Origin of the sequence: Salipaludibacillus sp. CF4.18 (genome assembly GCF_051262595.1) — a bacterium.
In the GTDB taxonomy this organism is placed as follows: Bacteria; Bacillota; Bacilli; order Bacillales; family Salisediminibacteriaceae; genus Salipaludibacillus; species Salipaludibacillus neizhouensis.
On the sequence record NZ_JBIMEV010000002.1, the window covers coordinates 102,716 to 123,461 of the forward strand.

Below are 20,746 nucleotides of genomic sequence, written 5' to 3' on the forward strand. Positions count from 1 at the left end.
TAGCGAAACAGATCGAATTAAATCGAAACTTGGTAGATCAAGGGGATGACGTATTGGAACTAAGAGATTTGTTGTTTATGTTTTTCGGTGGATTGGGTATTTTTCTATTTGGAATCAAATACATGGGGGATGGACTGCAAAAGGTTGCTGGTGACAAACTAAGAGATGTATTAGACAAGTTTACTAGTAATCCTGTTATGGGTGTTATTGCGGGTATTGTAGTAACAATACTTTTACAAACCAGTACAGGAACCACAGTTCTTGCGATTGGACTTGTAAATGCTGGTTTTATGACTCTTCGCCAGTCAATTGGTGTAATAATGGGTGCGAATATTGGAACAACTGTTACAGCATTTATAATTGGACTTAAAGTTTCCGATTATGCGCTGCCCATTATTGCAGTAGGAACTTTTCTGATTTTCTTCCTGAAAAATAAAAAAGCAAATAATTACGGGCAAGTATTTTTCGGATTTGGCGCATTGTTCTATGGATTAGAATTAATGGGCGATGGTATGAAACCGTTAAGAGAGATGGAAGCATTTACGGACTTAACGGTTAGTATGAGTCAAAATCCACTATTAGGAGTTCTAATAGGAACTATTTTCACGGTAGCGGTGCAAAGTTCATCTGCAGCCATTGGTTTATTACAGCAATTATTTGCTCAAGGCGCTATGGATTTGAGTGCTGCATTACCGGTCTTGTTTGGTGATAATATAGGTACAACAATTACAGCGGTTCTTGCTGCAATTGGGGCATCCATTGCAGCGAAAAGAGCAGCACTAACACATGTTATTTTCAATGTTATTGGAACAATTTTAGTTTTAATTATTATAGGTCCTTACATTGCAATGATTTCTTTTTTACAAGATTCTTTAGTATTGAATCCAGAAATGACCATTGCTGTAGCTCACGGTATTTTCAACGTCTCCAATGTTCTCATTCAGCTTCCGTTCATTGGAATATTGGCTCTTATAGTTACAAAACTTATTCCAGGAGATGAAACAGTGATTGAGTACAAAGCGCAGCATCTCGATCCTGTGTTAATTTCCCAGTCATCATCTATTGCTTTAGGTCAAGCAAAGAAAGAGACATTGAGAATGGCGGAGTTATCTAAGCAAGGCTTAACCGAAGCTTCTCAATTTGTAGAAACAAAAATTAAGCGACACGCAGAACTTACTTATCAATTTGAAGATGCGATTAATAACTTGGACCGGAAAATCACGGATTATTTAGTTAAGATTTCAACGAACTCTTTAACGGCTAGTGATTCTCGTTTACATTCTATGCTTATGGATACAGTCCGTGATATAGAAAGAGTCGGGGACCACATGGAAAATATTGTTGAATTAGCTGAATTCCAAGTAACAAATAAAGTGAAAATGTCAGAATTAGCAAAAGAAGATTTACGCGAAATGTTCAGTTTGACGATCGATACGTTAGATGAGGCAATAAAAGCATTAGAAAATGAAGATGTTGATGCTGCCAGATCTGTTGTATTAAAAGAGGAACAAATTGACAAAATGGAAAGACAGCTTCGCAAAAAACATATTTTACGGCTAAATGATGGTAGTTGTCAAGGTTCTGCAGGAATCGTGTTTGTAGATATGATTAGTAATTTAGAGCGGGTAGGCGATCATTCAGTGAATATTGCTGAAGCTATTTTGGAAGAAGAATAAAGTTAATTATGGGGATTGTTAGCAGCAGGAAGGGGTCATTTCTTCCTGCTGTCTTCAACTTTTGTGAGAAAGATTAAAAAAAGTGTTGACTTGTATTTGATTCCCGTGCTAAGATAATCATTGTCTTTAAAAGAGCGATGGACAGCAAGGCGGTGTAGCTCAGCTGGCTAGAGCGTACGGTTCATACCCGTGAGGTCGGGGGTTCGATCCCCTCCGCCGCTACCATGATTTTATAGACTTATCCAGTTTGGACCCTTAGCTCAGTTGGTTAGAGCAGACGGCTCATAACCGTCCGGTCGTAGGTTCGAGTCCTACAGGGTCCACCATATTTTTCTAGGAGGAATACCCAAGTTTGGCTGAAGGGATCGGTCTTGAAAACCGACAGGGGAGTCAAATCCCGCGGGGGTTCGAATCCCTCTTCCTCCTCCATATTGACTTTAACAGCTCACTAGCTATTGCTAGTGAGCTTTTTAATTGTCTTCTTTCTTTTCCTCCTTCATAATGAAGAAAGTAAGGGAGTGAATGTAATGGAAGTTTTTATAACTAATGAAGCGATAAATGTAATTAACGAAGCAGCATCTCTTCAAGAAGATCAAGTGTTGTTTATCCAGTATGAAACAGATGGATGTGGCTGTGTCGTAAGTGGAGTCAGTCAATTAGTTGAATTAAAGGAACAAGACATTACAGATAGAGAATTACTCATAGAAACTACACCATTACCTTTTCGCGTTGCTATTGAAAAGCGTGTCGAATGGATATATGATGAAAAACTAATTATTGATTTTTCTAAGAACGCAAATATGCTTCAATTGAAGAGTCCTAACCAAATGATAAATCCCCGGATGTCATTCATGTCATGGAGCAAGTCAACTCAAAATGTATAGAGTGGTATGTTGAGTGCTAGTTAAAAATTATTTTTCTGTTTTATCCTTGTAAAATTCTCACGGAGTCTTCTAAATCACAATTTTTTTACGGTAGTTAAATTTAAAGACTAAGTAGCTTTATCTGAAAACAAAGGTTTATTATTTGTAAGCTGAGGGAATATTTGATAATGTGAAATAAGATAAGAAGTCCTCTTCTAATAAACATTAGAAAAGGCCTTATCATTGTGGGGGATTTTTTATTTTTCAATAAAACTTATACCTGCAATACTAAATATAAGGAGGAGATATGAATGGGATTTACTTTACCAGAACTACCATACGCACATGACGCACTAACACCACACATCGATGAAGAAACGATGAAAATTCACCATAGCAAGCACCACAACACGTATGTAACAAAGCTTAATGGTGCACTTGAAGGTCACAGTGATCTTGAAGGTAAAAGCCTAGAAGACTTACTTACTAATCTTGATGCTTTACCTGAAAGTATTCGAGGTGCTGTTCGAAACAATGGTGGCGGACACTTTAATCACACACTTTTTTGGGAAATCATGTCTCCAAATGGCGGCGGCGCACCTTCAGGTGAATTAGCGGACGCTATTACAGAAACTTTTGGCAGCTTTGATAAGTTCAAAGAAGAATTCAAAAATGCAGCTTTAACTCGTTTTGGTTCAGGTTGGGCTTGGCTTGCAGTTAATAATGGCAAGCTTGAAGTAACAAGCACACCAAACCAAGATACACCTATTATGGAAGGCAAGACTGGAATCTTAGGTGTAGACGTTTGGGAGCATGCTTATTACTTAAAGTATCAAAACCTGCGTCCTAATTATGTTGATGCATTCTTCAACGTAATTAATTGGGATGAAGTAGCTAAGCGCTATTCTGCAGCTAAATAATAAAGTTTAATTAGAGTGTTTCGAAAGCTTATGCTTTCGGAACACTTTTTTGAATTCTACATACAGAATCAAGAATATCCTTTTATCTTCGTGACAAACTAAGTGATGTTGGTGAAAGGAGTGTTGGTAGTGTGAAAAAATGGACTCAAAAATTAATTGGTGATATAGAAGTAAATAAAGACATTACATTACTTTTGGTTATTGGAGGGCTTTATGCTTTAAGTATCGCTTTATCAAATACTTTTGTGAATGTGTTCTTGTGGAAACAATCAGAGGATCTTATTAAACTTTCAATTTATAATTTATCAGCAGTTATTATGCAGCCCATAACATTTATACTAGCTGGCAGATGGGCAAAGAAAATTGACCGGATTATCGTATTGCGATTAGGTGTTATATCACTATCCTGTTTTTATTTGACGGTACTTATTTTAAGTGATCAGGCGGGAAAATACTTAATCCTCTTAGGTGCACTCTTAGGTATTGGCTATGGGTTTTACTGGCTTTCTTTTCACGTACTTACTTTTGAGATTACGGAACCTGAAACAAGAGACTTTTTCAACGGATTTCTTGGCTTGCTTACTTCTTTTGCAGGAATGATAGGCCCGATATTTGCTGGTTTTGTTATTACATATATGGAAGACCTAATCGGTTATCAAGTGATATTCTCAGGATCCCTTTTTCTCTTCTCAGTAGCCGTATTTTTAAGTTTTTTTTTAGGGAGAAGGTCAGCAAAAGGAGAATATCGACTCGCTGAAGGTTTTTCGTATCGAAAAGAATATCGTCATTGGAAGAATATCCTGCATGCGAACTTTTTTCAAGGTTTAAGGGAAGGGAGTTTCATTTTTGTTGTCATTGTCTGGTTGTACATTGCAACGGGAAGTGAACTAGCTATTGGCACATATGGTTTAATAACTTCATTTTTGTCCTTTATTTGTTATTTTATCGTAGGAAGATTTTTGCCGAAAACCAAACGTAAATATGCGGTCCTTGTTGGAGGAACTATTTTATACTTTGCAGTTTTTATCATCGCATTTGGTGCAGATTTTACACATTTAATTATTTACGGGGTATTTGCATCCATTGCATATCCATTATTACTAGTTCCTTATCTTTCCTTAACATATGATGTCATAGGAAGCAGCCGTGATGCTGCGACAATGAGGGTAGAATATATTGTAGTTCGTGAATTATTTTTAAATTTCGGAAGAATTGCCTCTATTCTCATACTGATTGTCGCCATATTAGGTTTAGGTGAAGAAAAGGGGGTACCGATAGCTTTGCTCTTTCTTGGGCTAGGACATTTCGTTATCTATTGGTTTATCAAGGATATTTCTTTACCAGAGTCAAACAAGAAAGAGAGCTATAGCGCGCTTAAGAAAAGATAAATACAGGACAATCGCTTCATATTGAAAAGTGAGTATCGTATGATATAATAATCTTAAATAAAGATGCCTGCTTTGTTGGTGAACTTCAAGTATAATTCGAGCCGAACATTTATTCACTTTGGGAGCTTTATATTAAAATGTTAACAGCATGCCTTATTGAAAATGAAAGGAAGCTGAAGATATTTTTGCAAGCACCCACCTGTCATTGGCGGGTTCGTGAAACCTGGAAGATAACCGCATATGCGGGCAACGTCTTATAGACACCTTATGAAATAGGGTGTCTATTCTAAATGTTTTTTTAATATTCATACTTTTTATTTCAGAAGGACAGAAAGGGTTTCCGCTATGAGTGAAAAAAAATTAACAAAACCACATTTATCAATTCGGCTCAATTTGTTGTTCTTTGTTGTATTTATGCTTTTCTCTGCATTGATATTAAGACTGGGTGTTGTACAAATTGTGCAGGGGGAATCTTATCAAGAACAGCTCGAAAGTACGGTTAATGTAAGTCAACCTGTCGAAGCCCCTCGTGGATTAATATATGACCGGTATGGAAATCTCTTAGTTGATAATGAATTACAATTTACTGTGACATACACAAACAGAAATACTTCACAAATTGAAATGATAGAGACAGCAACGAAACTCAGTGAATTTATCTCTATGAGTGATGAAGTAGAAGAGTTAGGAGATAAGTTTGAACGGGACCGGAAAGAATTTTGGTCAATTTTAAACGAAGAGGAATATTTGGGAAAACTTTCGATAAAAGAAGCTGAAGAAATGGATCTTTCTGATTCAGAAGCACATTTACAGCGACTAGATAATATTACGGAAGAAGAGCTTTCTCAGCTGACAGACAATGATTTGGAAGTTTTTCTAATTTGGCGCGAGTTTAATTCAGGGTATAATAATTTGCCTCATAAAGTTGATCGTGGAATCGGATATGAAGAAAGTGCTAAAATAATGGAACATATGGACCAGTTGCCAGGAGTAGACATTATTCGTGATTCAGCGAGAAAGTACATGTATGGAGATGAATTACGAGGAATTATAGGTAGTGTAGGTTCGATACCAAGAGATGAAATTGATATGTTTTTATCGCAAGGATATGAACGAAACGAAGAAGTCGGAAGAAGTTATTTAGAAGCGCAGTATGAGTCTGTTCTCAAAGGAAGAAAAGGGGAACTTGAAAACTCTATCGACCAAGATGGCAATATCCATAGTAATCCTGAAGAGAGCCTTGGAAGTAGAGGGAATGATCTTGTCCTAACACTTGATCTGGAACTGCACCAACGTGTTCAAGATATCATTGAAGATGAAATGAACAGCAGTGCAAGTACATTTATTGATAAAGAAGAGGCATATGTTGTTATGATGGACCCAAATACAGGAGATGTACTGTCCATGACAGGCCTTAACAATGACATTGGAACTTTCACCTCAGCCTACGTTGTTGGCTCGTCTATAAAAGGTGCAACAGTTTTTGCAGGCCTAGATTCGGGAGTTATGCAACCAGGAGTAGGGATTTATGATCGGCCGCTTTCATTCCCAAGTTCACAAGATATTAGTTCTGTGAGTACATTAGGATACGTGGATGAACGCACAGCCTTAGAACGTTCATCAAACGTATATATGGCTTATGTAGCTATGAGGCTTGTAGATTACACTCCTGGTGTCTCAGGAACAAACTGGGGTAGTTATTACCATGGTTATGATACCCTACGATCATATTACCAGCAATTTGGTCTGGGGGTTGAAACAGGTCTTGATCTGCCAAATGAATTTAAAGGAATTAATGGTGGATATGATATCCCAAGTTCGTTATTGTTCTTGTCATTTGGGCAGTTCGACACGTATACCACAATGCAGCTAGCACAATATGTGTCGACAATTGCGAATGATGGAGTTAGAGTTGCACCAAGAGTCGTCAAAGAAATTCGTGAGCCTAACTCGGATATAAATGAGATGGGAGCACTTTCGCAGCAAATTAAACCAAATGTTCTAAATTATCTCGATTCTAATCCAACCTATTTAGATAGAATACAAGAAGGTTTTAATCGTGTTGTGAATGGTCCTAAAGGGACAGCAAGTTCCTATTTTGGTGACGTAGGGGAGACTGTTGCAGGTAAGACAGGAACTGCACAGGTGACTGTAAAAGATCAGAACGAAAATAACCAGGAGGCAAATAACCAAACGTTTGTTGGATATGCGCCATATGATAATCCGGAAGTTGCTATCTCAGTGGTCGTACCTGGTACGGCTAATATTGATACCAGTGGTGTAGCCAATCGTATTGCAGAAGGTGCGTTAGAGGCTTATTTTGAGCTTCAAGAGTATCGTGAAGGACCTAATGCTCCTGATAACGCGGTAGAGGTTGATGAGATTGACAATGACCTTAGTAATTGATAACAATGAAGACTAACTTATAAAGGGAACAGGCGTATGACAAGGGGGAATTATCCTTGATCATACGCCTGTTTTTATTTAATAAAAGACGCTACGCGTTTTTCTTAGAATATTTTCGTGAAATTCGAATTAAAACATCGATTTATAAGAAACAGTCTAATTTATGAGGAAGTAATTTTTTCGACAATTTCATTAATACTCATTTGACTATCAAGGGTAAATTCACCTATTTGAAGACGTTGTTCTAACTGCCTGTCAAATATCGCGTTAGAAAATTCCTCAGCATCGTCAATAATATTAAGAGATACTAGTTGTTCGCTTATTTCTTGCGTTGTCATTCCAGAGCTGATCGAAAGTACACTATTATAAATGACTTCTGAGTCAGAAGCTTCAGTACTTGTTTCCTCTGGGTTATTTTCTTCTTCATTAACCTGAGATTGCTCGAGTTCTTCTAGTTGACTTGTCAGTGAGTTAATTTCTTCGGTTAGGTCGTCTCGTTGCTCAGTGAGCAACTCATATTCTTCAGTTGGTATTGTTGAAAAACCCTTTTCTTCCAAAAAAGATGAAGCCTCTTCAGTTGTAATATCATTTGCATTTACACGTGTTTCTGAATTTTGTTCGCTGTCACTTGATGTAGGTTGAAGATAATTTATTCCGGCTAAAATAACACCAGCAAAGAATAACCCAGCTGCTGCTCCGCGTATGTTTTCTTTAGAAGCCATATTCTTTTCCACTTCCTATCCTATGTATTAATTCTCCAATAGATCCTTGATGTCCTCCGCGTTGTATTCACTCATTGAAGCAATCTCCTCAATCGAGTATCCTTCCTCATACATAGCCAACACATCATCTCTGCTAATTACCTTCGTGTTTTCTTTCAAACTGTTATTAGGTGAGCTACTGCCATCTTCAAGCATATATTCCTCTTCTAGAACTTTTACTTTCTTTTTTAATTGATAAATTTCTTGCATAAATTGAATCGAAATATTTTCTTGCTGTTTTTCCACTACTTTATAGCGATCTTTAGTAAAAAAAGACAAGATAAATAAGAGAGCGGACACACCTAATAATGCAATAATAACTAATTCCATAATTTTTCCTCCTAGTGAATAGAATGCTACCATTATTTTATATCATAAATTACGATTTGTTCCTAGGTTCTTTATATTTATTCTTTAGTGATACTGCAGAAATAGTGACAAAAAATAACAAAAATACCTTCTTGTTGAAATGGATTATTCTAGGTACGATAGAAGGAGAAGAAAGACAATGAACAAGGAGATGAACAGAATGGAAATAACAACATCAGGTCTCGCCCCTTTTTATAACGAATACGTACTTACAATAAATCAAGGCATAAAACAATCTATTATTCCCCAACAAGGGTTAAAATTTTTAGAGAATGAAGAAAATGGAATAAGAATGAAGTGGTTTCATTTACCAATATCCTCGGGAGAAAGTCAGTTGCATAAGTTGGTTATTTATAATGATAAAAGCGATATTTGTCATGCGAAGTTAATGATTCAATACCATATGAAATCTTCCGTTTCAGTCCCGTTTGTTTATTATTCTCCTCATAATGAGTCGATAATGGTATGTGACGATCAAGAATATTATTTGGTTAGTGGAATTGGTCCAAATGGAGGGTCCTCACAATATCAAACGAATGAAATTGACATGGAGGCATATCTAGAAGATAAATCCCGAAGTACGATTTATGCACCGATATCCCAGCATAGTTATGGTTGGGGGATGGTTTATGATATTACAATCGAGCCTCATAAAAATGTCTCTCTTTACGACTGGACAGTGAAGAGAGAAAAGCTTTATGATCTAGAATCTGCTCACGAGGAATTCAAGCAATTACTAGGGGACAAGGTTAAGTAGTCACAAAAAATAGTTTTTCGAATGGTTGAAGCCACCACCATTCTATGACTTGTTTAAAAAGAATATTCCGTTATTTACATTTTTTAATAGTTAAGGCCTTAATTTCTATGGAGGTTTTTAGGTAAGTATGAGCTGACAGCTCTCTTTAAGCCACACGTACTGTATAGGTACTGATCGGGGGCGGCGAAAGCTCTGTCGGTTCAGGTGGCATTGTTTTTCCTCGGAAAGTTCAAGAATTGTCCGACTAACAAGTTTAAGTAATAAAGCCAATATTTTCGAACTAATATTTTAAGTACACAAAAAATAATTTATTAGCTTGAATCTGCTGCGAAAATCTGCTATTATTTTAAGGTATGAGTAACAATAGAGTTTGGAGGGGAAATATATGCGCGTACAAGTAACTTTAGCTTGCACTGAGACAGGCGACCGTAATTATATTACGACAAAAAATAAACGTACAAACCCGGACCGTATGGAATTCAAAAAATACAGCCCTAGATTGCAGCGTCACACGATTCACCGTGAAACAAAGTAATAAGTATTGGAAGAGCGACTTATAAACCTCCCACAAGAGGATTTATAGTCGCTCTTTTACTTTGTAATTGCTTAAGAGATGTACTGAAATAATTGTCCATAGGATAGGTGAAAGTGAGGGGAATATAAAGGATACTAACCTTAGGTAATTATGTATTCAGGATTCAAAAGACCTAGTAGATCCTTTGAGTTATAGGTTAAAAAGATAAACCAATACTTTCCTAGAAGTGATTAGTTACTAAAAGGTGTTTCGAGTCAAAGTCAGTTATTTTATATATTAAAGTCCTCCCCTAATAATGCCTAAAGAATTAAAAAATCTGTTTATCAACAAGATTTTTTAATTAGTTTCGATTACTGATCTCTTTTTCTAACATAAATAAAAGATCTTTCAGATTACGTTTTCCACTTCCATCATTTTTCGCTAAATACGTCTTGATGCTATTTAATAAGCAATCAAGTTCATACTTAGAAAAGCTTGCTAATTCTATATCTTTAAGACCCATAGTTTTCACCTCCCTCCATACAAGGGGAGGACAATTTAAATAATACACTTAAATAAAGGTGAAAATGTCGCATTATAAAACAAAATGACATCTAAAGGTGAAACCATCTTGCTGTTTGATAAATGTCACAAAAAGAAACCAGTGGTATTCTCCAGCTACAAATTAAACTTATTTCTTTCATTTTTTACTTTTTAAATAAAAAATGAGATGATGAAAATGACTATTTAACTAGGGAGCGGATCCTATTATGAAAGAAAACTTAAGAGAGAATACGAAAAAGGAACTTTCATTACATAGTCCAGAAATACGGACAAAAGAATTGACTGAGATATATAAACAATTGTATCAATTGGTGGATTGGAAAAGCAGTAAAACAGTTGCTGTCACAATAGCGGTTGGTGTCGAATTAGATACGATGCCACTTATAAAACAAGCTTGGAAACAAGGAAAAAAAATAGCTGTTCCACGCTGCTCTCCAAAAGATAAAAAATTAGACTTTTATTATTTAGAGAATGTAAATCAGCTTAAAACTAGCTTCTATGGTTTAAAAGAACCTGATCCAAATAAATGTGAGTATGTAGACATGAAGGATATTGATCTAATGATTGTTCCCGGAATTGTATTCGATGATAGGGGCTACCGCATTGGTCATGGTGGTGGATATTATGACCGAATGTTAGCAGATTACTTATTCCATACAGTATCCATTTGTTTTGACTTCCAAATTAAAGGAAAACTTCCAGTTGAAAGTCATGATATTCCGGTTAATAAAATTGTTACACCATCAAAAGTGATCTCAAACGTCAACGATACTTATTTATAGCATCTGAGGTTCAATTTTATAAAAGTACTCAGCCGCCTAAAACGGTTTCAAATACACATGTTTTAATACATAGCCAAACTACGAAGGAAGTGACTTGTATTGCCACCTTCCCAAACTATCCAATTTTTTTTAATTACCGGTGTATTTCTACTTGCTATTATTTCTTATAAAAAGAAATCGCTAAATCGGAGCGGAGCTTTTGCAAGTGTTTTGATTGGGGCAATTATTTCGTTGGGGCTTTCCTTGTATGGATTAGTATTGTTAGCTAGCTTTTTTCTAACTTCGACAATCTTAGGTAAAATAATTGACGGTCGACAAAATACGGGCAGAAATTCAATACCCTTTGAGGAAAAGGGGGAGACTCGAGGTGCTTCTCAAGTATTTGCAAACGGTGGTGTGTCAGCAATTCTAGCTCTTTTGTTTTTAATCACAAAAGAAACGTTTCTTATTACGGCCTTTATTGGTTCATTAGCAGCCGCAACAAGTGATACATGGGCCTCCACTATCGGTAAAACGAGTAAACAAACTCCGAGGATGTTTTTTACTAATAGGAAAGTCTTGGTTGGACAATCAGGAGGAACAACTGCTTTAGGAAACCTCGCTGCATTACTGGGAAGTACAGTTATTGTTATCATCGCCTTTAGCATGCAGGGAATGATTGTTGACTTTTTCTTTCCATGGTGGATAGCTCTATTCCTTATTTTTGCAGGTTATTTAGGTCAGGTAATTGACGCAATGGCTGGTTCAAAGTTCCAAGGGCTGTATAAATGCAGAACGTGTGGAGAACTAACAGAAAGAAGGAGACACTGCGATCAAGCCACCATTTTAGTAAAAGGTTACTCATGGATAACAAATGATCGTGTGAATGATTTATGTACACTGTCAGGTGCGGTTATTGGTGGAATCATTGGGTACATTTATTTTTTATAAAGATTAATGAATCTAGGAGGTCGTTGTATGGAAGCTTCTTGGGAAAGGTATTCTAGGCAAGTCCTATTTAAGCCTATCGGTGAAGAAGGTCAAATAAAACTAGGCGATTCCAAAGTCCTTATAGTTGGGATGGGAGCTTTAGGAACAGTTGTTGCCAATCATCTTGCACGTTCAGGGGTCGGCCACCTCATTTTTTGTGATCGGGATTATGTGGAACTTAGCAATCTCCAACGTCAAATGTTGTTTGATGAGGAAGATGTTGAAAACTATTTACCAAAAGCTGTTGCCGCAGAAAAGAAACTTAAAAAGCTAAATAGTTCTATAAAGATAGAAGGATATGTGTCCGATGTTTCTACTGACAATATCGAGGATTATACGAAAGGTGTTGATGTTATCATCGACGGCACCGATAACTTTCAAACAAGATACTTGATGAACGACGTTGCGTATAAAAAAGGAATACCGTTTATATATGGCGGAGCAGTAAGTTCACGGGGGATGGGTGCTGTTTTTATTCCTGGCAAAACAGCCTGTTTACGATGCATGTTCCCCACAAATGACACGGCAGGACAAACTTGTGATACGATAGGCGTTCTTTCTCCGGTAGTTGATATCGTTGCAAGCCTGCAGGCACTGGCTTGCTTAAAATTACTATCAGGAAACGATGATCAAGTTGCTCAAGTATTGACAACGTTTGATATATGGAAAAATAACGAATTCACGATGAAAATGGGCAAAGCTAAAGTAAATTGTCCAACTTGCCAGTTAAAGACATTTCCTAGTCTAGATGTTAGAAATGAGGATAATATAACGACTTTATGTGGTCGTGAAACCGTACAAATTAATCATTCCCCTGGATTTGATTTGAACGAGTGGGAAGGAATACTGAGAGGATCCTCGAAGAAACTTAAAAAGACGCCGTTTTTACTAAGAGCCGAACTTTATGAAGGCGAAACTTTAGTGTTATTTCCAGACGGAAGAACGCTTGTTCAAGGGACAGAAGACACTACCAGAGCCATTTCCCTTTTTACTAAATACATTGGAATGTGATAAAACCATCTTGCGAATTGATTAGAAGTAGTGTACGTTTTTTATAAGAGACTAAGACTGTAATGGAGGTTAAAGATGATTTCAGCAAGTAAGACGTCAAAAGTAGTTGTTATTGGGACAGGATTGGTAGGATCTAGCTATGCATTTTCCCTTATCAATCAAAATATTACCGATGAAATGGTTTTAATTGATTTAAATAAGAATAAAACAGAGGGCGACGCAATGGATTTAAATCATGGAATTCCCTTTGGTGCACCAACAACTATTTGGGCAGGAGATTACAGTGACTGTAAGGATGCTGATATTGTAGTTATTACAGCTGGAGCAAACCAAAAACCCGGTGAAACGAGATTAGATTTAATTGAGAAGAACGTTGCTATATTCAAAACAATCGTTGCATCGGTGATGAGCAGTGGTTTTAATGGTATTTTTATTGTAGCCACTAACCCTGTTGATGTGTTGGCGTATGCAACCTGGAAATTTTCAGGGCTGCCAATGGAACGGGTAATCGGGTCTGGAACAATTTTAGACACTGCACGATTTCGATTTCTGTTAAGCGAATATTTTCAATTAGATTTTAGAAATATTCATGGCTATATCATCGGTGAGCACGGAGACACGGAATTACCAGTCTGGAGTCAAACTAGAATCGGTTCAGAGCCGATTGAGAGATATATGTCAAAATACAAACAAGCGGGAACACAACAAGACTTAGATGAAATATTTATAAATGTCCGCGATGCTGCTTATCATATAATCGAGCGGAAGGGTGCTACACATTATGCTATTGCGATGGGTTTAGCGCGATTAACAAAAGCTATTCTTCGTAATGAGCGTTCTATTTTGACGATTTCAACCTTAATGCAAGGAGAATATGGGTTAAATGATCTTTATATTGGCGTTCCTGCTATTGTAAGTAACCAAGGAATCGAACGTATCGTGGAGATAGACTTGAACGAGGAAGAACAGAAACAGTTGCAGCATTCTGCGAAGGTTTTACAAGATGCCATAAAAGTAATACGTAATCCATAAAAAGTTTACGATGACAGTAAATTAATTTTTTATTCAGGTGGTTCTTCGGATAAAATAAGTGCTTTTGAATCACGCTATGTGTTAAAGGAGTGTGATTGCAGCATGAGGTTTGTTGGAAGCATGATAGTAGCACTGTTAGTATATGTATTATGGAAGAAAAGGTATAGAGTTTTAAATATGTTTCTGAAAAGGCGTTGGTTACGAGTATTAGCCGTCTCTTGGATGATGCGTATTCCATTTGTTCGAGAAAAAATGATGTTTCAGACCTTACATTGAATCCCAGGCAACTGGGGTTTTTTGTTTGCATAAATATGGAGAGGGAAATATAAGATAATATAGGTTCGCACAGCATTTTGATATCATATAGTCAGAGGTGAAGTTTGCATGAAATGGAAAGGAATCGCGTTTGATTTAGATAATACATTATTTAGTCATGAAAAAGCATTTAAACAAGCAATAGAAGAGTGCTATTTAACATACTTGGGTAAACATGTCCTAAAAAAAGAGCATGTTCCTTATCAACAATTTTTTCCTGTCTTCAAACAAAACAGCGATAGTTTTTGGGGGAAATTCGAAAAAAAAGAAGTTAGTGGGGATGAATATCGACGTTTAAGGTTTAATGAATCGATGAAATTTTTAAAGTTGCCATATGGTGATGAGTTAGCGGATGAATTTCATGCATATTACTATAATATTGTAGATGAATACAGTGAACCATTTACGGGGCTGCATGAATTATTGTCGTATATTGATAAGAAAGGAATACCAATGGCCATTATCACTAATGGCACTACAGATACACAATATAAAAAAGTGGAGAAAATCGGAGCGAGTAAATGGATCCCCTCTGACAATATCATTGTTTCAGAAGAAGTAGGATATTCTAAACCAGCTAGAGAAATCTTTCGAATAGCAGAAAAAAAGCTAGGATTAACAGCAGAAGAAATGCTGTTTATTGGTGATTCCTGGGATCATGATGTGATAGGCGCAAAAAAGGCTGGCTGGGAAGTCATCTATCTAAATTCCAGGGAGGAAGTTTCGTGTAAGGATGTCCATCCGTATGCGGAAGTTAAAACAATGGAAGAATGCAAGCGAGAAATCATGAACATGTTTTAAGAGAGGAGGGCTTGAAATGGACAGAAATGAACTCTCTATTCGATTTTGGGAAACCATTCATCATCTTGTTAATCGAGAAGGGATGAGGGTTGTCTACATAAGTAACAATAACGAAGAAGTATGGTTGGAAGATGAGCGTAAAAAGCCTTATCGGATTATTAAATTAACCCAAAGAGATTTTGACTGGAGTAATCATTTAAGGCGAAGTATTGCCAGAACATTTGAGTACTCCAAAGAGATAAGCAAAAAACTTAATCTTCGGCAAGCAAATGTGGTAAATGTTATTCTGTCGATTCATACTCCTGTGGATGATTATGAGGGCATTGTAAAAAAGGCATTGCCTTTAACACCAGGGGGCAAAAATCAATTTCGAACGATCCTTGTTCCGATCAATGAATTACAGGATAAAATGGTCCCTCTCGCAACCGAATGGGAGCTAAGTGAGATGCCTCGTTACATAAATTTGGATTATATAGATGAAGACAGACAAGATGAGTTATTAGTATCACTCAAGCAATCAGTAAAGCAGTCTTTAAAAAACAGAGAGGAAGAAGAAAGGAATTTATTTCTTCATGGGAAACCGCTTTTTACGTTTTTGCTTTTAGGAATCATTTTAGCTATTTTTGCCTTTGTCGAAATGCAGGGATCCACAACCAGTACAGTAACACTTATTGAGTTTGGTGCGAAATTTGATCCTTTGATTCTTGAAGGAGAATGGTGGCGTTTATTTAGTGCCATGTTTTTACATATCGGTTTTTTGCACTTATTTATGAATTCACTTGCACTTTTTTATCTCGGGAGCGCTGTAGAACGAATTTTTGGTACGGGACGGTTTGTGATTATTTATTTTATAGCAGGGTTTATAGGTTCTGCGTCAAGTTTTATGTTTAACGATAATGTGTCAGCAGGAGCCAGTGGTGCAATTTTTGGTTGTTTTGGGGCGTTGCTGTATTTCGGTGTAAATCATAAACGATTGTTTTTTCGAACAATGGGTATGAATGTGATTGTTATATTGATCATAAATTTAGGATTCGGATTTCTTGTTCCGATGGTAGATAATGGTGCTCATATTGGAGGTCTGATTGGCGGATTTTTAGCTTCTGCAATTGTAGGACTTCCCAAGCATAAGAAAAGTATTTTTCAAGCGATATCATTAGTGGGGACAGTAATAACTGCAACAATACTTCTATTGATTGGATACCAACAGGAGACGGATTCTGAACAAATATCTATGATATATTACCAGGTGGGACAGGAATATATTGAAGCAGAAAATTACGAAAAGGCACTTCCATACTTGGAGATGGGGGTGTCAAATGAGAATCAAGCGGATAAGGAATCAGAGGCGAACGGGCATTTCTTATTATCATACGTTATGATTAAATTGGACGATTATGAAAACGCTGAGAAACAACTTCTTCTTGCAATTGAACTCATACCGACTTTCCATGAAGCCTACTATAATTTAGCACTAGTCTATTCTGAAAACGAGCAAATAAATGAGGCAATAGAAATGGTTGAGAAAGCAGTGGAGTTAAATCCAGACAATGAAGATTACCAGAACCTGCAGGATGAATTAAAGCAATTACTTTAATTCATCCTGCGTTTTTCACAAGATAAGAATTTATAAAATTAGAAGCTACCTTCTCACCGCAAGTATCAAGGGAAACCCACCCTCCGTTCGAGTAGCACCTACACGCACTACGTAGGTGCTACTCGGGGCGGTGGAAGCTGACGCTGTATTTAACAAAAGACGGCTATGCTGTTTTTCTTAGCTGTCTAATTTTTGAATCAATTGCAGCAATTGCTGTTTCGTCCCATCATTAGTTTCATAAAGCAGCAGAAGGTGAGTTCCGTCTTTATGAAGTAAAATATGAGGAATACTATTTCCTATAGGAGAGTAAGTCTCTTCTGTGAACGTGTTTATTCCTAATACATAGTAGCGGTATAAATTTTCCCATATTTGTCCCAGCGTTGCGTATGTTTCTTTTTCCGTAAGACCTGGCAAAGCAACCTCCTTATATTGAGGCAAGTCAAGAAGTGTAAAAGCACGATAATAATCACCATTAATTTGAAACTCTTCTAATAATCCTTCTAATTCATAAGTAAGCTGTTGTGTTAAAATACTATCCAATATTTCTTTGTCCTTCTCATCATTTTTGTCAGCCGGTTCATGAAAGGAATGAAGCAATGAGAAAGGGGAATCCTCGACATATAATCGATCTGAACTCCACGTGTACTTACTGTTTATTTGTTCGTTTGAATAATGAGTCTCTGCATGATGAAAAGTGATTGAGTCAAATCTTCCACTGTCTTCCCCATCATATGTCCCTACCTCTTCGATAAACAACTGATCCTTTAACGATTGTTTCATGGCATGAACAAATGTTCCATTTTCAAACAAAAGGGACATATCTTTTCGCAGGAATGCGGGTTTATTCGTTTCCGATGCAAATGCGATGTTCAGTACATATTCATCATCATCCTTCTTATTCAACAACTCAATAGATGACTTTGCATGTTTAAAAAAGACAGTTTCGTCTTCCGGAAAGAAAATAAATGCTTCTTTGTTTTGTGTCCAACTTGAAAAGGCAGGAAGGGAAATGAGAAGCAGTGCGATTCCAAATGAAATAAATACAATCTTATAAAAATGCCTATTTATTTTTTTTATCATTCTATCCCTCCTCTAAGACAAGTCCACCTACTTTTTATTATGAAAACATAGCAATAATTATGCTTCAAAGATTAGATAATTGTTGCGATAGTTCTTGCATGATGTGGAATAAAGTAGGTGAAGCTATTGTTTAGGAGGTGAAGATAGTCATGACGTTAGATAAAAAACTAGCTTTTCGCAGTTATGATAAGAACGTTGCTTATTTAAAAGAACAGCTTGCGGTTGATAAAAGTTTTGATTTAATTCTTCTGGAACTTGAATTTCATGGATTACGTATGGCGATTTTTGTAGTAGATGCTTTTGCTAAGGATATGTCATTAACTCAAATTCAGCGTGAATTGAGTAGATTAAAAGCGGAAGATCTTACAGGCGATGTCGTAAAAACTTTGGTGAAGGCGAAAATTCCCTATATTGAATTGGACACAGAAACAGATTTGAATGAAATTGTCATTCAAGTACTTGCAGGTCCAGCAGCTTTGGTTGTAGACGGGTTTAGTGAAGTAATCTTAATAGATACAAGGGAATATCCTATTAGAGGACCAGAAGAGCCTGACACGGAGCAAGTGATTCGAGGGGCGCGAGATGGATTCGTTGAAACGGTTGTTTTTAATACGGGTCTTATTAGAAGAAGAGTTAGAGATAAATCCTTACGCAATGAATATATACGTGTAGGTGTCAGATCGCATACAGATATGTGTATCACTTATATGGAAGACCTGGCGGATGCGAAACTTGTTAAATACATACGCACTGCCTTGGAAAAAATAGAGACCGATGGCTTACCAATGGGGGACAAAACGTTAGAGGAGTTTATCTTTGGGCAGCACATGAATCCATATCCCCTTGTACGTTATACGGAAAGGCCGGATGTTGCAGCGAGTCATCTGTTTGAAGGCCATGTACTTATCGTTGTAGATGGCTCACCTAGTGTGATTATAACGCCAACCACATACTGGCATCACCTGCAGCATGCTGAAGAGTACCGACAAAAGCCGGTAATAGGAAGTGCGTTAAGGCTAGTAAGGTTTCTGGCGGTGTGGGTTTCTATTTTCCTGCTGCCGTTATGGTTTTTATTAGCTAAAAATCCCGACCTTCTTCCTGCACAACTGGACTACATCGGAATAGAGGATGCTGGAAGGTTACCTTTAATCATCCAGTTTTTGATAGCAGAAGCGGGAATTGAAATGTTAAGAATGGCTGCCATACACACCCCTTCAGCCCTGGCAACAGCGCTTGGACTAGTTGCAGCAATACTAATTGGAGAGGTTGCTATAGAGGTTGGGCTGTTTTCATATGAAGTAGTCTTATATTTAGCGGTAGCCGTTATAGGATCTTTTGCAACGCCAAGTTATGAAATGGGATTGGCGAATCGCTTAGTACGAGTATTGCTATTGATTATTGTGTCTGTCTTTAATGTTCCTGGATTTGTATTTGGGATTGCCATGCTTTTGATCTTGTTAACATCAATGCGTGTATTTGAGACGCCTTATTTTTGGCCATTTATTCCCTTTCAGTGGAAGGGAGCCAGAGACGTTATACTTCGTGCACCAATGCCACTTAAGAATAGACGACCTAGAGCCATTCATCCAGCAGATCCTGATAGATAGAATAGAAAGAAAAAATAAGATCGGGCGAATGCCCGATCTTATTTCATATCATCTTGATACAACTCGTCGTCAATAAACATATTACTTTCTTGATTTATCGCATGATCAGCTGCTAGAACAATTCCTACTGGTGTATCGTGACCGTCATTGATAATGGTGAAAGGAATAGAGTGTTTATTTGCCAATTGAATATAATTACTGTAAAACTGGTAACTCAACCGACCATTTAAATATAAATGAGCATTCTTTTTCTCTTTCATTATCTTTTCAGCTTCTGGATAGAATCCCTGATGTCTCACTTGTGAATGTGTTAAATAAAGATAAATTCTTTCTGCAATTGTAGTTAGAAATAGTTTGCGTTCCTCGGGTCGAATTTCAGGTTTCCCGTAAATACCTTGTTTTAAAATTTCATCTAATTTATCATTAGCCATTCTATTTCCCTCTTTCTGTCAGAAATCATCACAAAAAATTAATTTACTGTCGTTGTAAGTATACCAACGGAAAGGTTGTTCAACAACTCAATTGTTTGTCCTTAAATTCATCTTCTTTTCATATCCTTTCCAGAGGAGGTGTTACAGAATGATGAATTTTTTAATTGTAATGACAGGTATTTTTCTTGCAGGGCTATCAATCGGGACGATGCCTGCTTTAAACGCAAGACTTTCCTTTCCTTTTATTTATATTTTTCTTTTGACTATTACTATTTTACCTTTAATAATTGGAATTATTATTGGAGCAGCGTTTTTTTACTGGTTACCAATTTTCTTTATGAAAATCAGTTTGTTTTTATTTGTATTATTGGTTATTGTCTATTTCTTTAAGGCGTATCACCCATCCTTTGGTTATTTTCCTTACCAAGGACACCAACACTGGATTATCATTTCTCTTTTTTATCTTCTTTTAGGGATTGAATTTGCTGCATATGGCTTTTCAGCATGGTTTTTGTTATTGGTTATTCCATGGGCTGCAGGAGGCATGTTTGCTGGATTTATCCTTATGAATAAATTACTCATTCATTTTCGTTTTCTAAAACTGATTCATTTCGTTCCTATTTTTCTTTTTATCGTCCTTGCATTTCTAAAACTGGTATAATAAGAAAAGTGAAAATAACGTTTGGACATGGTAAAAGGAGATCTTGTAATGACCTACTTTGAGTTACTGCAGTTTTTGAAGACGTATCAGACGTTTATTTACACAGGAGACCGCCAAGCAGATTTAGATTTAATGGAAGAAGAAATAAAAGAATTAAACAGACTTGGGATGATAGAGAAAGATTTCTTTATAAAGGCTTTATTAGTTATTCGAAAAGAAAGACATTAAGGTCTCCTGGCCAACTT

21 protein-coding genes, 3 tRNA genes and 1 other RNA gene are annotated in these 20,746 nt (G+C 36.7%); 20 read left to right on the forward strand and 5 right to left on the reverse strand.

The genetic code is table 11. The features are described 5' to 3' along the window. The first annotated feature begins 53 nt into the window (after positions 1–53). The 9 genes from ACHABW_RS02300 to ACHABW_RS02340 all read left to right on the forward strand — a co-directional run bounded on the left by ACHABW_RS02300 (position 54) and on the right by ACHABW_RS02340 (position 7,253). Positions 54–1,676, forward strand: a complete 1,623-nt coding sequence (locus ACHABW_RS02300) for a Na/Pi cotransporter family protein (protein WP_435753860.1) — start codon at positions 54–56, stop codon at positions 1,674–1,676. 148 nt (positions 1,677–1,824) lie between these two features. Then, a tRNA-Met gene (locus tag ACHABW_RS02305) sits at positions 1,825–1,901 on the forward strand. Between the two features lie 24 nt (positions 1,902–1,925). Continuing rightward, positions 1,926–2,002, forward strand: a tRNA-Ile gene (locus tag ACHABW_RS02310). Between the two features lie 10 nt (positions 2,003–2,012). After that, positions 2,013–2,105: transfer RNA gene (locus ACHABW_RS02315), tRNA-Ser, on the forward strand. Between the two features lie 98 nt (positions 2,106–2,203). Further along, positions 2,204–2,560: an iron-sulfur cluster biosynthesis family protein gene (locus ACHABW_RS02320; protein WP_435753861.1), complete on the forward strand. Its 357-nt coding sequence runs from the start codon at positions 2,204–2,206 to the stop codon at positions 2,558–2,560. Between the two features lie 290 nt (positions 2,561–2,850). Continuing rightward, positions 2,851–3,459, forward strand: a complete 609-nt coding sequence (locus ACHABW_RS02325; RefSeq protein ID WP_110936644.1) for a superoxide dismutase — start codon at positions 2,851–2,853, stop codon at positions 3,457–3,459. A 131-nt stretch (positions 3,460–3,590) separates the two neighbouring features. Continuing rightward, positions 3,591–4,847 (forward strand): MFS transporter, encoded by a 1,257-nt coding sequence (locus tag ACHABW_RS02330; RefSeq protein ID WP_435753862.1) that lies wholly within the window; start codon positions 3,591–3,593, stop codon positions 4,845–4,847. A 61-nt stretch (positions 4,848–4,908) separates the two neighbouring features. Continuing rightward, positions 4,909–5,100: non-coding RNA, 6S RNA (gene ssrS / locus ACHABW_RS02335), on the forward strand. 92 nt (positions 5,101–5,192) lie between these two features. Further along, entirely contained in the window at positions 5,193–7,253 is a 2,061-nt protein-coding gene (locus ACHABW_RS02340; RefSeq protein ID WP_435753863.1) for a peptidoglycan D,D-transpeptidase FtsI family protein, read from the forward strand. A gap of 161 nt (positions 7,254–7,414) precedes the next feature. Here the strand turns inward: ACHABW_RS02340 and ACHABW_RS02345 are convergent, their stop codons facing one another. Next, positions 7,415–7,975, reverse strand: coding sequence for a hypothetical protein (locus ACHABW_RS02345; RefSeq protein ID WP_435753864.1), 561 nt, complete (start codon positions 7,973–7,975; stop codon positions 7,415–7,417). A 27-nt stretch (positions 7,976–8,002) separates the two neighbouring features. Further along, positions 8,003–8,344 (reverse strand): hypothetical protein, encoded by a 342-nt coding sequence (locus ACHABW_RS02350; protein ID WP_435753865.1) that lies wholly within the window; start codon positions 8,342–8,344, stop codon positions 8,003–8,005. A gap of 199 nt (positions 8,345–8,543) precedes the next feature. Here ACHABW_RS02350 and ACHABW_RS02355 point away from each other — a divergent pair, with 199 nt between their 5' ends. Both ACHABW_RS02355 and rpmG read left to right on the forward strand, forming a co-directional pair. After that, on the forward strand, positions 8,544–9,140 hold the full coding sequence (locus tag ACHABW_RS02355; protein ID WP_147421958.1) for a hypothetical protein: 597 nt from the start codon (positions 8,544–8,546) through the stop codon (positions 9,138–9,140). A 385-nt stretch (positions 9,141–9,525) separates the two neighbouring features. Next, positions 9,526–9,675, forward strand: a complete 150-nt coding sequence (gene rpmG, locus ACHABW_RS02360) for a 50S ribosomal protein L33 (RefSeq protein WP_110936638.1) — start codon at positions 9,526–9,528, stop codon at positions 9,673–9,675. A gap of 340 nt (positions 9,676–10,015) precedes the next feature. On the opposite strand, the gene ACHABW_RS02365 is transcribed toward rpmG, so the two are convergent. Next, positions 10,016–10,177, reverse strand: a complete 162-nt coding sequence (locus ACHABW_RS02365) for a hypothetical protein (RefSeq protein WP_435753866.1) — start codon at positions 10,175–10,177, stop codon at positions 10,016–10,018. A 247-nt stretch (positions 10,178–10,424) separates the two neighbouring features. Here ACHABW_RS02365 and ACHABW_RS02370 point away from each other — a divergent pair, with 247 nt between their 5' ends. The 6 genes from ACHABW_RS02370 (at position 10,425) to ACHABW_RS02395 (ending at position 16,722) form a co-directional block, all read left to right on the forward strand. Further along, entirely contained in the window at positions 10,425–11,000 is a 576-nt protein-coding gene (locus tag ACHABW_RS02370) for a 5-formyltetrahydrofolate cyclo-ligase (protein ID WP_435753867.1), read from the forward strand. 99 nt (positions 11,001–11,099) lie between these two features. Continuing rightward, on the forward strand, positions 11,100–11,930 hold the full coding sequence (locus tag ACHABW_RS02375) for a DUF92 domain-containing protein (protein ID WP_435753868.1): 831 nt from the start codon (positions 11,100–11,102) through the stop codon (positions 11,928–11,930). Between the two features lie 27 nt (positions 11,931–11,957). Continuing rightward, positions 11,958–12,980: a ThiF family adenylyltransferase gene (locus ACHABW_RS02380; protein ID WP_435753869.1), complete on the forward strand. Its 1,023-nt coding sequence runs from the start codon at positions 11,958–11,960 to the stop codon at positions 12,978–12,980. A gap of 75 nt (positions 12,981–13,055) precedes the next feature. After that, entirely contained in the window at positions 13,056–14,012 is a 957-nt protein-coding gene (locus ACHABW_RS02385; protein ID WP_435753870.1) for an L-lactate dehydrogenase, read from the forward strand. 384 nt (positions 14,013–14,396) lie between these two features. Then, the gene (locus ACHABW_RS02390; RefSeq protein WP_435753871.1) at positions 14,397–15,128 is read left to right on the forward strand and encodes an HAD family hydrolase; all 732 of its coding nucleotides are present in this window, start codon (positions 14,397–14,399) and stop codon (positions 15,126–15,128) included. A gap of 16 nt (positions 15,129–15,144) precedes the next feature. After that, positions 15,145–16,722 (forward strand): rhomboid family intramembrane serine protease, encoded by a 1,578-nt coding sequence (locus tag ACHABW_RS02395; RefSeq protein ID WP_435753872.1) that lies wholly within the window; start codon positions 15,145–15,147, stop codon positions 16,720–16,722. 177 nt (positions 16,723–16,899) lie between these two features. Here the strand turns inward: ACHABW_RS02395 and ACHABW_RS02400 are convergent, their stop codons facing one another. Further along, positions 16,900–17,802, reverse strand: a complete 903-nt coding sequence (locus ACHABW_RS02400; protein WP_435753873.1) for a hypothetical protein — start codon at positions 17,800–17,802, stop codon at positions 16,900–16,902. A gap of 149 nt (positions 17,803–17,951) precedes the next feature. On the opposite strand from ACHABW_RS02400, the gene ACHABW_RS02405 reads away from it, so the two are divergent. After that, positions 17,952–19,409, forward strand: coding sequence for a spore germination protein (locus ACHABW_RS02405; RefSeq protein ID WP_435753874.1), 1,458 nt, complete (start codon positions 17,952–17,954; stop codon positions 19,407–19,409). A gap of 38 nt (positions 19,410–19,447) precedes the next feature. On the opposite strand, the gene ACHABW_RS02410 is transcribed toward ACHABW_RS02405, so the two are convergent. Beyond that, positions 19,448–19,840 carry a YueI family protein gene (locus ACHABW_RS02410; RefSeq protein ID WP_110936628.1) on the reverse strand — a complete coding sequence of 131 codons (393 nt, stop codon included), beginning with the start codon at positions 19,838–19,840 and terminating at the stop codon, positions 19,448–19,450. A gap of 148 nt (positions 19,841–19,988) precedes the next feature. Here ACHABW_RS02410 and ACHABW_RS02415 point away from each other — a divergent pair, with 148 nt between their 5' ends. Both ACHABW_RS02415 and ACHABW_RS02420 read left to right on the forward strand, forming a co-directional pair. Then, positions 19,989–20,501 (forward strand): hypothetical protein, encoded by a 513-nt coding sequence (locus tag ACHABW_RS02415; protein ID WP_435753875.1) that lies wholly within the window; start codon positions 19,989–19,991, stop codon positions 20,499–20,501. A gap of 48 nt (positions 20,502–20,549) precedes the next feature. Continuing rightward, a complete protein-coding gene (locus ACHABW_RS02420) occupies positions 20,550–20,729 on the forward strand; it encodes a YqgQ family protein (RefSeq protein ID WP_110936626.1) in 180 nt (59 codons plus the stop codon). Positions 20,730–20,746 lie beyond the last annotated feature (17 nt).

Excerpts from the sequence above, each read along its gene's own strand:
- ACHABW_RS02355 (WP_147421958.1), top strand. The coding sequence starts at position 8,544 with ATGGAAATAACAACATCAGGTCTCGCCCCTTTTTATAACGAATACGTA.
- ACHABW_RS02400 (WP_435753873.1), bottom strand. The coding sequence starts at position 17,802 with ATGATAAAAAAAATAAATAGGCATTTTTATAAGATTGTATTTATTTCA.
- ACHABW_RS02340 (WP_435753863.1), top strand. The coding sequence starts at position 5,193 with ATGAGTGAAAAAAAATTAACAAAACCACATTTATCAATTCGGCTCAAT.
- ACHABW_RS02415 (WP_435753875.1), top strand. The coding sequence starts at position 19,989 with ATGATGAATTTTTTAATTGTAATGACAGGTATTTTTCTTGCAGGGCTA.
- ACHABW_RS02385 (WP_435753870.1), top strand. The coding sequence starts at position 13,056 with ATGATTTCAGCAAGTAAGACGTCAAAAGTAGTTGTTATTGGGACAGGA.
- ACHABW_RS02325 (WP_110936644.1), top strand. The coding sequence starts at position 2,851 with ATGGGATTTACTTTACCAGAACTACCATACGCACATGACGCACTAACA.
- ACHABW_RS02320 (WP_435753861.1), top strand. The coding sequence starts at position 2,204 with ATGGAAGTTTTTATAACTAATGAAGCGATAAATGTAATTAACGAAGCA.
- ACHABW_RS02405 (WP_435753874.1), top strand. The coding sequence starts at position 17,952 with ATGACGTTAGATAAAAAACTAGCTTTTCGCAGTTATGATAAGAACGTT.
- ACHABW_RS02380 (WP_435753869.1), top strand. The coding sequence starts at position 11,958 with ATGGAAGCTTCTTGGGAAAGGTATTCTAGGCAAGTCCTATTTAAGCCT.
- ACHABW_RS02410 (WP_110936628.1), bottom strand. The coding sequence starts at position 19,840 with ATGGCTAATGATAAATTAGATGAAATTTTAAAACAAGGTATTTACGGG.
- ACHABW_RS02390 (WP_435753871.1), top strand. The coding sequence starts at position 14,397 with ATGAAATGGAAAGGAATCGCGTTTGATTTAGATAATACATTATTTAGT.
- rpmG (WP_110936638.1), top strand. The coding sequence starts at position 9,526 with ATGCGCGTACAAGTAACTTTAGCTTGCACTGAGACAGGCGACCGTAAT.
- ACHABW_RS02365 (WP_435753866.1), bottom strand. The coding sequence starts at position 10,177 with ATGGGTCTTAAAGATATAGAATTAGCAAGCTTTTCTAAGTATGAACTT.
- ACHABW_RS02350 (WP_435753865.1), bottom strand. The coding sequence starts at position 8,344 with ATGGAATTAGTTATTATTGCATTATTAGGTGTGTCCGCTCTCTTATTT.
- ACHABW_RS02345 (WP_435753864.1), bottom strand. The coding sequence starts at position 7,975 with ATGGCTTCTAAAGAAAACATACGCGGAGCAGCAGCTGGGTTATTCTTT.
- ACHABW_RS02420 (WP_110936626.1), top strand. The coding sequence starts at position 20,550 with ATGACCTACTTTGAGTTACTGCAGTTTTTGAAGACGTATCAGACGTTT.
- ACHABW_RS02395 (WP_435753872.1), top strand. The coding sequence starts at position 15,145 with ATGGACAGAAATGAACTCTCTATTCGATTTTGGGAAACCATTCATCAT.
- ACHABW_RS02370 (WP_435753867.1), top strand. The coding sequence starts at position 10,425 with ATGAAAGAAAACTTAAGAGAGAATACGAAAAAGGAACTTTCATTACAT.